Raw genomic sequence first — 12034 nt, 5'->3', positions numbered from 1 at the left:
GGCGCCATCGCAACCTTGGTGAGACCGGCGGGAGAGGGATCATGAAAACGCTGGGCGCAGGCTTCGACCGAGGCCAGCATGCGCTCGAGCGGTTCAACTGGCGTCGGCGCTCCGTCACCGCCGCCGACATGGCTCGTCTTGGTGCCGCCGCCGCGGCAAAGCACCAGGCGCAGCCCGAGGTTGCGGGCGGCTTCGAAGATCACCGCCGCCGGATCGAACCGGTACGTATCGCTAAACAGATAATGGTGATCGGCGACGGTCGTGGTGCCGGACAGCAGAAGCTCGGCAAGGCCGATCCGGGCCGCGACCGCCAGCGCCTGCTCGTCGATCTTTGACCAGTAAGCATAGGGTACGGACCGCAGCCAGCCAGCGAGCGGCTGATTGATGCCGGCCTGCACCCCCTTCAACACGCTCTGGAATAGGTGGTGGTGGGTTGAGATCAAGCCGGGATAGATCACGCAACCGGAGGCATCCAGCCTTCGTTCGCTGCTCTCCGGCGTGAGCACGCCGATCGCCGTGATGACACCGTCGCGGATCCGGATCGATCCTTGGGCGCGCATCGCATCGCCAGCGAGGCCGGTGAAAATTCCCTCGGCGTTCTCGATCAGCAATGCGTTCATGCTTCGGCTCCGATCTCGCTCTCGTGCCAATTCGACAGCGCGAGCTTGGACAGTCCCACCATCGCGCCGAACAGCAACACGCCGGTAACGGTGATCAGGAACAGTGCGGCGAACATCCTGGGAATATCCAGCTGGAATCCGGCATCGAGAATCTCGTAGGCAAGTCCTGATGAGCGGCCGCCGGTGCCGGCGACGAACTCGGCGACCACTGCGCCGATCAGCGCGAGCCCGGAGGAAATGCGCAGGCCGCCGAAGAAGTACGGTAGAGCGCCGGGAATCCGCAGCCGCACCAGGGTTTTCAATCGGCTGGCACGGTTCATGCGGAAATAGCTGGCGAGCCCGGGATCGACGCTGCGCAGGCCCAGCGTGGTGTTGGAGATGATGGGGAAGAGCGCCACTAACGTCGCGCACACCGTCAGTGAGAGTTGCGTGTTCTTCACCAGGATGATGATCAGCGGCGCGATCGCCACGATCGGCGTGACCTGCAGCAGCACCGCATAGGGAAACAGGCTGACCTCAATGGCGCGGCTTTGCACGAACATGAAGGCGATCAGCGTTCCCAGCACAACGGCAGCGGCGAACGCCTGCAGGGTGATGCGTAAGGTGATCAGCAGTGCGCGCAGCAGCGACGGACCATTCTTGATCAGACTGGCGAGGATGTCGCTCGGTTTCGGAAACAGATAGACCGGGATTGAGCCGAGGCGGCAGCCGATTTCCCAGACCGCGAGCAGCGCCACGCCGACCGCGAGCGGCGCCGCGATTCGTACGAAAGTCTCCGATTGCAACAGCGGCTTCATGGCGTAACTCCCGATGCCGACGGCAACGACGCTTCGGCAAGCCAGGTCGATAGTTCGCGGCAGTAGGCGGCGAACCGGGCGCTGTCGCGGAAATCCTGGCTGCGTGGTTGCGGTTCATCGATGGTCATGGTGCGGAAGATGCGGCCGGGGTTCGCGGCGAGTACCACGATCCGGGTCGACAGGAACACGGCCTCATAGATCGAGTGGGTGACGAACACCGTGGTCAACTTGCGTTCCCACCACAATTTGACCAGATCATCATCGAGCTTGTTGCGGGTGAATTCATCGAGCGCGCCGAATGGCTCGTCCATCAACAGCAGGTTCGGATCGGTGGCGAGCGCGCGCGCGATCGACACCCGCATCTTCATGCCGCCGGAGAGCTGGCGCGGGAAATGCCGTGCGAAGGCCGAGAGGCCGACCCGGGCGAGAGCGTCGCTGACCCGCGGATCGGCCTTGCCGCGTGGCACGTCCGCGAGATCGAGCGGCAGCCGCACATTGGCGTCGACCCGCGCCCAGGGCATCAGGGTCGGCTCCTGGAATACGAAGGCGAGACCGCGGCCGCCCTGGCCCACCTGTCCGAAATCGCCGCGCCACCACAAAATCCGCCCGTCCGATGGCTGGATCAAATTGGCGATTAGCTTGAGCAGCGTGCTTTTGCCGCAACCGGACGGGCCGATCAAAGTGAGGAATTCACCCTCGGCGATGGTGAGGTCGATCGGTGCCAGGGCACGGGTGCCGTTGGCGAAGATCTTTTCCGCGGACAGCACTTCGACCGCCGGCGGACGATCGGCTGCGCGGCGCGTGGTGTGTGCGTCCAGGGGGTCGCTGGGTAAGGGAGCATTCATGATAGACTTCTTTGCGGGGTAATCATCACCGGACCGTTGCAAGCTTCGCGCCTGCGCGTCGTGCGCTAGAATCCGATCTTCAGATCCTTGACAAAGCGATCGGTGAACGCCTTTTGCCATTCGGTCTTTGGATCGAGCAGGTTGGCGGTGACCAGGAAGTCATAGGTTTGCTTCCATCGCGCAGCCGTCATGATGCCGATTCCGCCGGTGGCGGCATCGCCGCCGTCGAGCGCTTTGGTCTGCTTCAGCTTGTCGATCGCGAATGCGATCTGGGCGTCGGTCATTTTCGGGTTGTCGACTTTGATCAGGGCGTTGGCCGGTTCCGGGTTTTTGAGGTAGTCACGCCAGCCCTCGAGCGATGCCTTGACGAAGCGCGCCACCACATTGGGCTTCTCGGCGAGCATCTTCTCGGTGGTCACGATCGTCGAGCCGTAGGGCGGATAGCCACCGTCGGCGAACAGGAAGAATTTTGCCTTGACGCCCTGCTGCTGCACCTGGAACGGTTCGGACGAGAGATAGGCCTGCTGCGACACCGTGGGGTCGGCAAAGAACGGTTGCAGGTTGAAAGTGTAAGCGCGGATCTGGTCGTCGGTGTAGCCGTATTTGGCGCGCAGCCACGGCCAGAACGTGGTCCGCGACGAACCGGAGATCAGGATCGGCTTGCCTTTCAAGGCGGCGAGTTCTGCCACGTCGTCATGGGCCATGATGCCTTGCAGATCGAACTGGAACGAGGAGGCCACCGTCACCAGCGGCAGTCCCTGTTCGCGGCCCTTCAGCACCTGGATGTCGTAGCCCATCAGGAGATCCGTCTCGCCGGCCAGCAGGAGCTGCGATCCGTTCACCTGCGGTCCACCCATCTTGATGGTGACGTCGAGCCCGGCCTTCTCGTAAAGCCCGGTCGCCTTGGCTTGGTAGAAGCCGCCATGCTCGGCCTGGGCGAACCAGCTGGTCAGAAATGTCACCTTATCGGCGGCGGTCGACGGGGCGACGAAGGCAAGGCAAGCCGCGGTGACGAGCAGGGCGCGGGACACGATGGTCATGACGGCGTTCATGGCAACCTCGGTGTGATCTCGATCGGATGGAATTCCGATGGCGGCGGAATCCCGGTGGCAGCGTTCCCGGCACTGCAAAAGATGCACGCGTCGTCTGTCATCCGGAAGCATTTTGATTCGAGGCATACGTTGCCTTTTAGGCAACGCATAGAAACCCCGGGCCACGCCACTGCGCACCATTGTCAACGGCTCCGCGATGCCATAGTCGGACATCATGGTCGTGCGCGCCGCAACCGCGCGGTGCGGCGTGAAAAGGAGCCGAACATGGACAAGCCGCGCCGCCGGGTCTGGTGGGACGAATACGCCTCGCGTGAATTCGAAAGCCTCGATCCAGAGAGCACCATCGCCATCCTTCCGATCGCCGCCATCGAGCAGCACGGGCCGCATCTGCCGGTTGGCGTCGACGCGGCGATCAACCGTGGCATGCTCGAGACACTGGTCGATCGTCTGCCCGATGATCTCGACATCCGGATCCTGCCAGTCCAGCAGGTCGGAAAATCCAACGAGCATCTGCGGATGCCCGGCACCTTGACCTTGTCGGCGGCGACGCTGATCGAGGCCTGGACCGAGCTCGGATTGTCGGTCGCGCGCGCCGGCGTGCGGAAACTCGTGATCGTCAACTCGCACGGCGGCAACGACGAGGTGATGGGCATCATCGCGCGCGAACTGCGCGTGCGCGCCGACATGCTGGTGGTCAAGTCTGCCTGGTCGCGGCTCGGCAAGCCGGCCGGCCTCTACAGCGAGCGCGAGCTGGAATTCGGCATTCACGGCGGTGACGTCGAGACCTCGCTGATGCTGCATTTCCGCCCGGAGCTGGTCGACATGGCGCGCGCACAGGACTTCCGGTCCGTTGCCGAGGACGACGAAGCGGCCTTCGACCATCTCAGACCGACCGGATTCATTGCCTATGCCTGGATCGCCGGCGACCTCAATCCCGATGGCGCGGTCGGCGAAGCGCACAAGGCCACCGCCGACAAGGGCCGTCTCACCGCCGAGCACGCCTCGGGGGAGTTCATCAAGCTCCTGTACGACGTGAAGGCGGCGAAGCTGCCGCGCTGATCAACCGCGCTCGAACAGCTGCCGGATCAGGGTCGTGATCCGCCCGATCGGCGAGCCCAGCGCGAGCATGACCGAGAAGTGGTCGGCGCCGGGAATTTCCTCATAGCTCACCGGCAATCCATTGACGGCGCGATGCGCTGCCATTTCGGCGGTCTGCTGGCGCAGCATCGGCAGTTCGGCCCCGCCGACCACCAGCGCCAGCGGCGCCGAAGGGCCTGCTGAGTGCAGCAGCGGCGAATTGCGCCGCGACATCGCTTCGTCGAGCTTGAGCTTGACGTTGAGATAGCTGTGGCGGATCGGTTCGAGATCGAAGATGCCGCTGATCGCAATGCCTGCCTTTACACGCGGATGCGATAGCGCCATCGCCGCCAGATGTCCACCTGCCGACCAGCCGGATACGACAATACGGCTCGGGTCGCCGCCGAGCGCGGGAAGCTGTTCAACCAGGGCGTCGAGAGCCCGATGGATCTCGAAAACAATCTCGTCCATGGTCGCCTCCGGCGCCAGGGTGTAGCCGATCAGCGCGACATTGATACCGTGAGCCATCGGTCCCTCGGCGAACCAGCTGACGGTTTCCTTCGAGCGCATCTGCCAGTAGCCGCCGTGGATCAGCACCAGCGTCGGGCCGCCGTCGGCGGCCTTGAGGAAATCGGTCCGATTACGGTCGCGTGGACCGTATCTCAAGTCGAGATGCGCGGACTGCTTGTCCCGCACGGCGGCGGAGCGCTGCTCCCAGCTCGCGACAAGTTCGGCACTGCCCGGAACGGCGGCGCTGTTGTTGAGCCCGAGGTCGCGCTGCTCCTGGCTCATCGATCGCCAGTTCGTCTCGCCGAATACCGTCGCCATCGTGATGTCCTTGAATGCCGTTGATCGCGAATCCACCTTGCCTAAAATCGTCCTTCATAAGGCTGGATCCGTCATAGCAGCTGCGATTGCAGCGAGCACTCCTGACCCCCATCAGTCGGTCGACATGGGCCCGTCACGCTCCGCCACGAAGCTGCGCATCTTGCCGGGATTGAGCAGGCCGTAGGGATCGACTTCGTGCTTGAATCCAAGCTGATCGACGTCGACGCGCTTGTAGCGGCTGCCGTCCTCGACGGTGTATACGTGCGGATTGGCGATATGGACCTCGTGCGCCTCGTGCAGGCGGATAATCTCGTTTAGCCGCTCCGCGTCGCTGTACCGCACCACCGGCAGTCCGCTGCAGGTCAACTGGCCGTTGAAACGGATGAACTCGAGATGCTGCAGCACCTCGTCCGGAAACATCGTGCGCATCTCCTCAACCTTCTGCAGGAGCCGGTCATGAGGGTACAGGCATTGCAGATAGGTCACACTGCGGTCGTTCTTGAGCACCTGCAGGGTGGTATGATTCCAGGTGTATTCGTACAGCGGCACCTTGCCGGGGCCTTCGTCAGTCGGCATCTCCAGGGTAATGGTGCCGCGATCGCCGAGCAGATTCTTGAAGTGTTCCAGCGAGCGCTCAGCGATCATCGCGATCAGGATACTCTTGCCCTCGGGACAACAGGATTTCAGCGCACCAAAATAGGATGGCAGCGGCCATGTGATGGGCGATAGCAGCTTCTTGACGATGCCGTCGGAAAGCGCCGCCGCCTGGCCGAATTCGACCGCGGCCAGGAAATCGTCGAAAGCGACCACCACATCGATCCATGGCCACGCCGGCGCCAGCGGCATTTCGAGCGCGGTAATGATGCCCGTGGTGCCGTAGGCACGGTTGATCTTCTGCGCCGCGTCGTCGCGCAGTTCGATGATGCGGGGCTCTGGCTCCATGGTGACGATGCGCGCGGCGAGGATGTTGCCGGGTTCGCGCAAGCCGCCATAGGTGATCGAGCCGATGCCGCCGGATCCGCCGGCGACGAACCCGCCAATGGTCGCGGTACGCTTGGTGGAGGGATGCATCCGCAGCTCATAGCCGGAGGGCCGTGTAGCGGCGTCGATCGCATTCATTTTTGCACCGGCGCCGACGCGGATCTGTCCGGGTCTGATCCATTCGATCGTGTCAAGCGCGGTGACGTCGAGCAGCACGCCGCCGGCGAGCGGTACGGCTTGGCCATAATTACCGGTGCCACCGGCCCGCACTGTCAGTGGCACACGGTGACGTACGCAGGCCGCGACGACGCGAACAATATCGGCCTCGTCGCGTGGCGCGACGATCAGATCGGCCGACTTGTCGTTGAGCTGATCGTTGAGGACCGGGCTGTACCAGAAGAAATCGCGCGAGCGTCGGCGCACGATAGTGGGATCAGTCACGACCGGGATATCGCCGAGACTGGCGAGCAGCGATGCTAGTCTATCTGTCGATGGATGCCGGTTGGATGAGGCGTCAAAGGGCGTGAGATCGTTCATGGCGCGCTTACCTCGGCAATCGCGGCCCGCGGCTGGCGAGGGCAGCGGTAAGGACGGAAGACTCCAGCACGAAGCCGAAGCATTGGTTTACGTTGTAGACGGTCGCAGCCATACAGTAGTCCGGTGAGGTGGTGGCTGCGCAGTCGCGCAGCAGCATGCAGTCGTAGCCATGGAAGTTGGCATCCTGCAGCGTGCAGAGTACGCACTGGTCGGCATTGACCCCGGCGAACAAGAGCGTCGTGACATTGAGGTTGCGCAGGATGCTATCGAGTTCGGTGTCCTGGAATCCTGACATGCGATACTTGGCGACATGAATGTCGGTGGACTCGACGGTCAGCTCCTCGACAATCGAAGCCGACCAGCTGCCGCGTTCTAGCACTCGCGCACCGGAGCCCGGCAGCCGGTCACCGAGGCCGATGCCTGTGCCGGACCGCTTGTAGACATGCAGCAGAGCTGGGCTGAGGTTGAGCCGATCGGGCCGGTTGCCCCAGTTGAGCCAGATCACCGGCACGTCGATACCGCGCAGCACCGGCAACAGCCGTTGCAGCGGCGCGATCGGCGCGCGTGCCGGCGTCACGTCGACACCGATGTGGCCGAGCCAGCCGTCCGGATGGCAGAAGTCGTTCTGCATGTCGATGACGATGATGGCGGTACGCGCGAGATCGAAGGTCACGAGCTTGGCCCCGACATCGATCGTCACCGGCTGCGGCACGATCGGCGGCCGCACAAGGTTTGCCTGGGTCGCCGAGACTGACCAGCGATTGCGCGCGCTGGCGCCGAGTGGCACGAGATCATCGACCGGTTGGAGGCGGATATTGGTCATCGTTGACCCGCCACGTCGCGTCCCTGCAGCACAGCGATGTCGTCGGCCTCGACCTCGACCGGTTCGCCGCCGCGGATCAATTCGGCAAAGCCTTCGTTCGGTGTCATCACCGTCAGGCAATACAGCTTGCCGGCCCCGGTGTTCTCGATCACGTGCTCGGAGCCGGGATGCAGCAGCAGCGAGTCGCCCTTTCTTATCGGCAGTGTTTTGTCGTCGCAGCGCGCGACGCCTTCGCCGTGCAGCACATGGAAGAATTCGTGCGCGGCCGCATGTTCGTTGGGCGGCGTCGCGCCGCCCGGCCGGAAGATCTCGATGACGAAGATATTGTCGATCCGGTCACTCTCATGATCGAACAGCATCACGAAATAGTTGGTGTCCGTCGGCGAGATGCGGAAGGCCTTGGACTGAGCGAGGTTTTCGACGCTGAACGCCATAGAGGAGACTCCTGATTGCGGTCGGTTCGACGGCGCGGGGCATACGCGTGACGAGCCACGATGGATTCAGCACGCCGAAAGGCTTGCACAAAAGCGCTTTATTTCGCAAACACTGTTGCCTTTCAGGCAACGTAACAGCATCGCTTCGGAGCGAGGACTTTTTTCAAGCAGGAGCAAGGGGATGCTGCACAGCCGCCTGTTGACCTATGTGGACGAGGTGGCGCGCACCGGATCGATCCGCAAGGCTGCGAGCCATCTTAACGTCGCGGCCTCCGCCATCAGCCGCCAGATTCTTGCGCTTGAGACCGAGCTCGGCACGCCCATTTTCCAAAGGCTGCCGCGCAAGCTGATTCTGACTGCAGCGGGTGAGGTGCTGGTCGGCCATATTCGCCATACCCTGAAGGAATTGACCCGCGCCCAGGGCAAGATCGAGGAACTGAAGGGTTTGCGCCGGGGCGAGATCACGGTGGCGATGATGAGCGGTCTCGCCTCGAACCTCGTGCCTGGCACCGTCAAGCAGTTTCGTGTCTCCAATCCCCGGGTGCGGCTCTGCCTGACGCTGCTGACGACGGGTGAGGATATTCAATCCGCGGTCGCCAGTGGCGAGGCCGACCTCGGCATCGGCTTCGATTTCACCCGGGGCAGCCATCTCAAGGTGCTGGCTCGCGCCGCCGGCAAGCTCGGCGCGGTGATGGCGCCGAGCCATCCGCTCGCCAAGCGCAACCAGATCCGGCTGGGCGACTGCATCGACTATCCGCTGGTGATCGCCGACGGATCGACCGTGATCCGGCCTTACCTCGATTCGGCATTTGCGAAAGCTTCGCTGGAACCGTTGCCGATCATCGAAACCAACGCCATCGAGATCATGCGCCACGCCGCCATTCTTGATAATGGCATCACCTTTCTTACGCCGTTCGACATCGAGTTCGAGCGACGCGTCGGCCGCCTGGTCTATGTGCCGGTGCGCGAGTTGGCGCACGAGACGCAGACGCTCATGCTGATCGGCCACGAGCGCGGGACGAGCGCGATCGCCAGCGTGCTCGCGGAAATGCTGAAGGCGATGATGCGTGAAGCCGCGGCGTGAGCGACCAGTGCGTCACCCGCAGTCATTGCGGGGCGGGCCGCAGCCGCTTCGCGCTCAATGCGACATGAAGGCCCAACTGGTCATCGATTGGACGTCGCTGGCTGAACCTAGCTCAAACTTCCTCTGATGGATTGGAGCGAGAGTTTAAAAATTTCAATAAGTTAGAAGGCAGCGTGCGCACGACGTGTGCACCGCACGATCCAAAAAAATCTATTGACGGCAAATCTGAGCGGTCGGCCGAGACCGGCGCGTTCGGATTCATCGCGATCCAAGTAACAAGGGCAGGGTAGCTACCTGCGACTGAGGAGTAATCTCGTTTTTCGGACGAACGCACAATGCGGCCAGCGTTACCGAATTGTCGTCAGTTACTGGAGATGCCGGCTTCCCTAATGAGGTTTCGCCACTTGATCACCTCCGATGAAATCAGAGCCTTGAATTCGGCCTGGCTGGTGTAGACGGGATCTGCGCCGATATCGATCATCCGTTTCTGCACCGCCGAATCCGACATGATCTTGACCACTTCGCTGTGAAGCCGATCGACAATCGGCTTTGGGGTCCCCTTCGGAACGAGCAGGCCGAACCAAGCAAAAGATTCCAGATTCGAAATTCCTGCTTCCGCCATGGTGGGAACGTCTGGAAGTGCCTTGCTGCGTTGCTTACTGGTTACTGCCAGCGGCTTTATCTGACCGCCCTGCAACTGGCTCGCAATGTTGGGTATGAGTTGAAAGCTGGCCGGCACGTCGCCCGACACAAGATCGACGGTTAGTTGGCCGGCCCCGCGGTAGGGGACATGAAGCAAGCGCGTTCCTGTCCGGCGCTCGAACAGCACGCCGGCAAGATGTTGCGAGCTTCCATTGCCGATCGACGAATATGAGATCTGTTCTCGGCTGGCTTTCGCAAAATCGATAAATTCCTGCACATTGGATGCCGGAATCTTGGTCGGATTGACGACGAGAACATTAGGCATGGTCGAGATCAGCGAGATCGGCTCGAAAGCGGTCTCGGGATCGTAGGGAAGATCGGTCGTCAGCGTCTTGTTGACAGCGAGCGGGCCTGAAGAGCTCAGCAGCAGGGTGTAGCCGTCCGGAGCGGCCCTCGCCACGCTGTTCGTGCCGATATTGCCGCCGGCGCCTCCCTTGTTTTCGACCACAATCGTGCCGCGAAGAGCCTCTCCCAGTTTGTCGGCGAGGATACGGGTGATGGCGTCACTTGCGCCCCCTGCCGGAAAAGGCACCACCAATGTTATCGGACGGGAAGGATAATTGTCTGCAGTTGCCGAAGCTGCCTGCATGACGAGAGCAGACAATGTACAGAGTGCAATGGCGGTGGAGCGGAACAGCATTGGTGTCCTCAAAGGGTGGGGGCCGGCGGACCGTGGCCACTCGGACAAACCTGTCCACGTGGCTCGCGCGACCTGTACCCGAACGTTTCCTCGTGGCGCACTTGGGCGCCCTTGAGGTCCAATTCTGGACAAGCAAATGACGCACCTCGATTCCATCGAGTCTCGGGACTTACCAAAGCGTCTCAAAAAAATGGGCGGGCTGGCCGGGTCCTTGATTGCAATGGCGGATGGGATTCGAACGAAGACACCCGCTACTGCCGCCGGCGCGCCTCGCTCGCTCAGGCAAAATCGAAAGCGTGCCTATGGCGAGATGTGAGTTGGGCTAGCGCGTCGGGAGAATGCGCGCCTAGTTGCCCCATCGCGGTTTCCAATTCTTCCTTCAGCATTGCGGCCACATAGGCTGCGCCTCGCTCGCCGAGCGCACCGAGGCCGAGAAGGAAAGCGCGGCCGGCAAATGTGCCGCGAGCGCCAAGCGCGAGGGCGCGAGCGACGTCGAGGCCCGAGCGGATGCCGCTGTCGAACAGGACGGTGGCCCTGGCTCCCACCTTGGCAACGATGGCGGGCAGGACATCGATCGCGGCAGGCGCCGCATCGAACTGCCGACCGCCGTGGTTGGAAACCAGGATGCCGTCCACTCCCACTGCAATGGCCATCTCGGCGTCGTCGGGATGCATGACACCCTTCACGACCAGCGCCCCCGGCCAGGCGTCCCGCATCCGTTTCAGCACATCCCACGAAAACGTGCCCTTGATCTGACTCTGCACAAAGCCGGCTGTATTCGCCAGCGTCGCCGGCTTTTCGACATAGCGCTCCATGTTGCGGAAGGCCGGCGTGCCTGCTCTGGCGAGCGCAAGCAGCCACGGCGGTGACAGAGCTACATCCAAAATGGTTCTGGGCGTGGGACGAAACGGCACCACCAGGCCATTGCGCAGATCACGCGGCCGCTTGGAGCGGACCGGCGCATCCAGTGTCGCGGCCAGCACCCGCACGCCAGCCGCGCTTGCCCGTTTGATCAGATCGAGGGTCACGGCATGGTCATTGGCGGGTAATCCGTAGAGTTGAAACCAGGCATAGGGGCCTGCAAGCTCGGCGACCTCTTCGATCGCAGCGGTGGCGAGCGTGCCGGCAATATAGGGAATGCGTGCCTTGCCGGCGGCGCGCGCGAGAATCCGCGTGGCGCCGGGCCAGATGATGCCGTCGACCCCCACAGGAGAAATGCCGATCGGCGCGGCGCAGTGGACGCCAAACAGCTCGATGTCCGTGCGTACTGGAGCAGGATTGCCGTAGCGCGGGACCAACTCAACCGCATCCAGCGCCAGTCGATTGCGCTGCGCATTGAGATCACCTCCGGTGCCGCCCTCGAGAAAGTCGAAGGCAAAGCGCGGGATGCGGCGGCGCGCGCGGCGCTCGACGTCATCCAGCGTGGGCAGGCGCTGCCGCAGGCGGGCCTCGGGAGTCGTTCCGCTGCCTGCGCCCCAGGCATGCGCGCGCGGTGAGGAGCGGCGAAGATCGCCCGTCATGAGAAAGCGTCCTTGTTGCGTAGCCCTCATAGGATGCATCCGGTCATCACCGCAAATAATTAGCGATGATAACCGCGATAATTTCGGATGATTG

At 62.7% G+C, this 12034-nt stretch carries 12 protein-coding genes; 2 read left to right on the top strand and 10 right to left on the bottom strand.

Going from position 1 to position 12034, the window contains the following annotated elements; translation table 11 throughout:
• The 4 genes from CP49_RS47295 to CP49_RS14560 form a co-directional block, all read right to left on the bottom strand.
• Positions 1-620, bottom strand: a 620-nt coding sequence (locus CP49_RS47295) for an amidohydrolase family protein (protein ID WP_245310689.1), incomplete at its 3' end; no start/stop codon positions are given.
• Positions 617-1417 (bottom strand): ABC transporter permease, encoded by an 801-nt coding sequence (locus CP49_RS14570; RefSeq protein ID WP_057850925.1) that lies wholly within the window; start codon positions 1415-1417, stop codon positions 617-619. The genes CP49_RS14570 and CP49_RS47295, both read right to left, overlap by 4 nt.
• The gene (locus CP49_RS14565) at positions 1414-2262 is read right to left on the bottom strand and encodes an ABC transporter ATP-binding protein (protein ID WP_057850924.1); all 849 of its coding nucleotides are present in this window, start codon (positions 2260-2262) and stop codon (positions 1414-1416) included. The genes CP49_RS14570 and CP49_RS14565 overlap by 4 nt, the downstream gene beginning before the upstream one ends.
• 65 nt (positions 2263-2327) lie before the next feature.
• Positions 2328-3314 (bottom strand): ABC transporter substrate-binding protein, encoded by a 987-nt coding sequence (locus CP49_RS14560; protein WP_197423115.1) that lies wholly within the window; start codon positions 3312-3314, stop codon positions 2328-2330.
• 264 nt (positions 3315-3578) lie between these two features.
• Between CP49_RS14560 and CP49_RS14555 the strand changes: the two genes are divergently transcribed.
• Positions 3579-4373 carry a creatininase family protein gene (locus tag CP49_RS14555; RefSeq protein WP_057850923.1) on the top strand — a complete coding sequence of 265 codons (795 nt, stop codon included), beginning with the start codon at positions 3579-3581 and terminating at the stop codon, positions 4371-4373.
• On the opposite strand, the gene CP49_RS14550 is transcribed toward CP49_RS14555, so the two are convergent.
• The 4 genes from CP49_RS14550 to CP49_RS14535 all read right to left on the bottom strand — a co-directional run bounded on the left by CP49_RS14550 (position 4374) and on the right by CP49_RS14535 (position 7994).
• Positions 4374-5219, bottom strand: a complete 846-nt coding sequence (locus CP49_RS14550; protein ID WP_057850926.1) for an alpha/beta hydrolase — start codon at positions 5217-5219, stop codon at positions 4374-4376.
• Between the two features lie 111 nt (positions 5220-5330).
• Complete coding sequence (locus CP49_RS14545) at positions 5331-6737, bottom strand: FAD-binding oxidoreductase (protein WP_057850922.1); 1407 nt, start codon at positions 6735-6737, stop codon at positions 5331-5333.
• A 7-nt stretch (positions 6738-6744) separates the two neighbouring features.
• Positions 6745-7560 carry a cysteine hydrolase family protein gene (locus CP49_RS14540; protein ID WP_057850921.1) on the bottom strand — a complete coding sequence of 272 codons (816 nt, stop codon included), beginning with the start codon at positions 7558-7560 and terminating at the stop codon, positions 6745-6747.
• The gene (locus tag CP49_RS14535) at positions 7557-7994 is read right to left on the bottom strand and encodes a cupin domain-containing protein (RefSeq protein WP_057850920.1); all 438 of its coding nucleotides are present in this window, start codon (positions 7992-7994) and stop codon (positions 7557-7559) included. The genes CP49_RS14540 and CP49_RS14535 overlap by 4 nt, the downstream gene beginning before the upstream one ends.
• A 181-nt stretch (positions 7995-8175) precedes the next feature.
• On the opposite strand from CP49_RS14535, the gene CP49_RS14530 reads away from it, so the two are divergent.
• Positions 8176-9078 carry a LysR family transcriptional regulator gene (locus CP49_RS14530; RefSeq protein ID WP_057850919.1) on the top strand — a complete coding sequence of 301 codons (903 nt, stop codon included), beginning with the start codon at positions 8176-8178 and terminating at the stop codon, positions 9076-9078.
• Positions 9079-9439: 361 nt separating this feature from the next.
• Here CP49_RS14530 and CP49_RS14525 read toward each other — a convergent pair whose 3' ends face one another.
• On the bottom strand, positions 9440-10420 hold the full coding sequence (locus CP49_RS14525) for a Bug family tripartite tricarboxylate transporter substrate binding protein (protein ID WP_082646024.1): 981 nt from the start codon (positions 10418-10420) through the stop codon (positions 9440-9442).
• Between the two features lie 278 nt (positions 10421-10698).
• Positions 10699-11940, bottom strand: a complete 1242-nt coding sequence (locus CP49_RS14520) for an alpha-hydroxy acid oxidase (RefSeq protein WP_057850917.1) — start codon at positions 11938-11940, stop codon at positions 10699-10701.
• Positions 11941-12034: the final 94 nt, after the last annotated feature.

This window comes from Bradyrhizobium valentinum (assembly GCF_001440405.1).
GTDB lineage: Bacteria > Pseudomonadota > Alphaproteobacteria > Rhizobiales > Xanthobacteraceae > Bradyrhizobium > Bradyrhizobium valentinum.
Note: the sequence above shows the minus strand (reverse complement) of the source record. Positions and strands in the feature narration are given on the sequence as shown.

Excerpts from the sequence above, each read along its gene's own strand:
- CP49_RS14570 (WP_057850925.1), bottom strand. The coding sequence starts at position 1,417 with ATGAAGCCGCTGTTGCAATCGGAGACTTTCGTACGAATCGCGGCGCCG.
- CP49_RS14565 (WP_057850924.1), bottom strand. The coding sequence starts at position 2,262 with ATGAATGCTCCCTTACCCAGCGACCCCCTGGACGCACACACCACGCGC.
- CP49_RS14560 (WP_197423115.1), bottom strand. The coding sequence starts at position 3,314 with ATGAACGCCGTCATGACCATCGTGTCCCGCGCCCTGCTCGTCACCGCG.
- CP49_RS14555 (WP_057850923.1), top strand. The coding sequence starts at position 3,579 with ATGGACAAGCCGCGCCGCCGGGTCTGGTGGGACGAATACGCCTCGCGT.
- CP49_RS14550 (WP_057850926.1), bottom strand. The coding sequence starts at position 5,219 with ATGGCGACGGTATTCGGCGAGACGAACTGGCGATCGATGAGCCAGGAG.
- CP49_RS14545 (WP_057850922.1), bottom strand. The coding sequence starts at position 6,737 with ATGAACGATCTCACGCCCTTTGACGCCTCATCCAACCGGCATCCATCG.
- CP49_RS14540 (WP_057850921.1), bottom strand. The coding sequence starts at position 7,560 with ATGACCAATATCCGCCTCCAACCGGTCGATGATCTCGTGCCACTCGGC.
- CP49_RS14535 (WP_057850920.1), bottom strand. The coding sequence starts at position 7,994 with ATGGCGTTCAGCGTCGAAAACCTCGCTCAGTCCAAGGCCTTCCGCATC.
- CP49_RS14530 (WP_057850919.1), top strand. The coding sequence starts at position 8,176 with ATGCTGCACAGCCGCCTGTTGACCTATGTGGACGAGGTGGCGCGCACC.
- CP49_RS14525 (WP_082646024.1), bottom strand. The coding sequence starts at position 10,420 with ATGCTGTTCCGCTCCACCGCCATTGCACTCTGTACATTGTCTGCTCTC.
- CP49_RS14520 (WP_057850917.1), bottom strand. The coding sequence starts at position 11,940 with ATGACGGGCGATCTTCGCCGCTCCTCACCGCGCGCGCATGCCTGGGGC.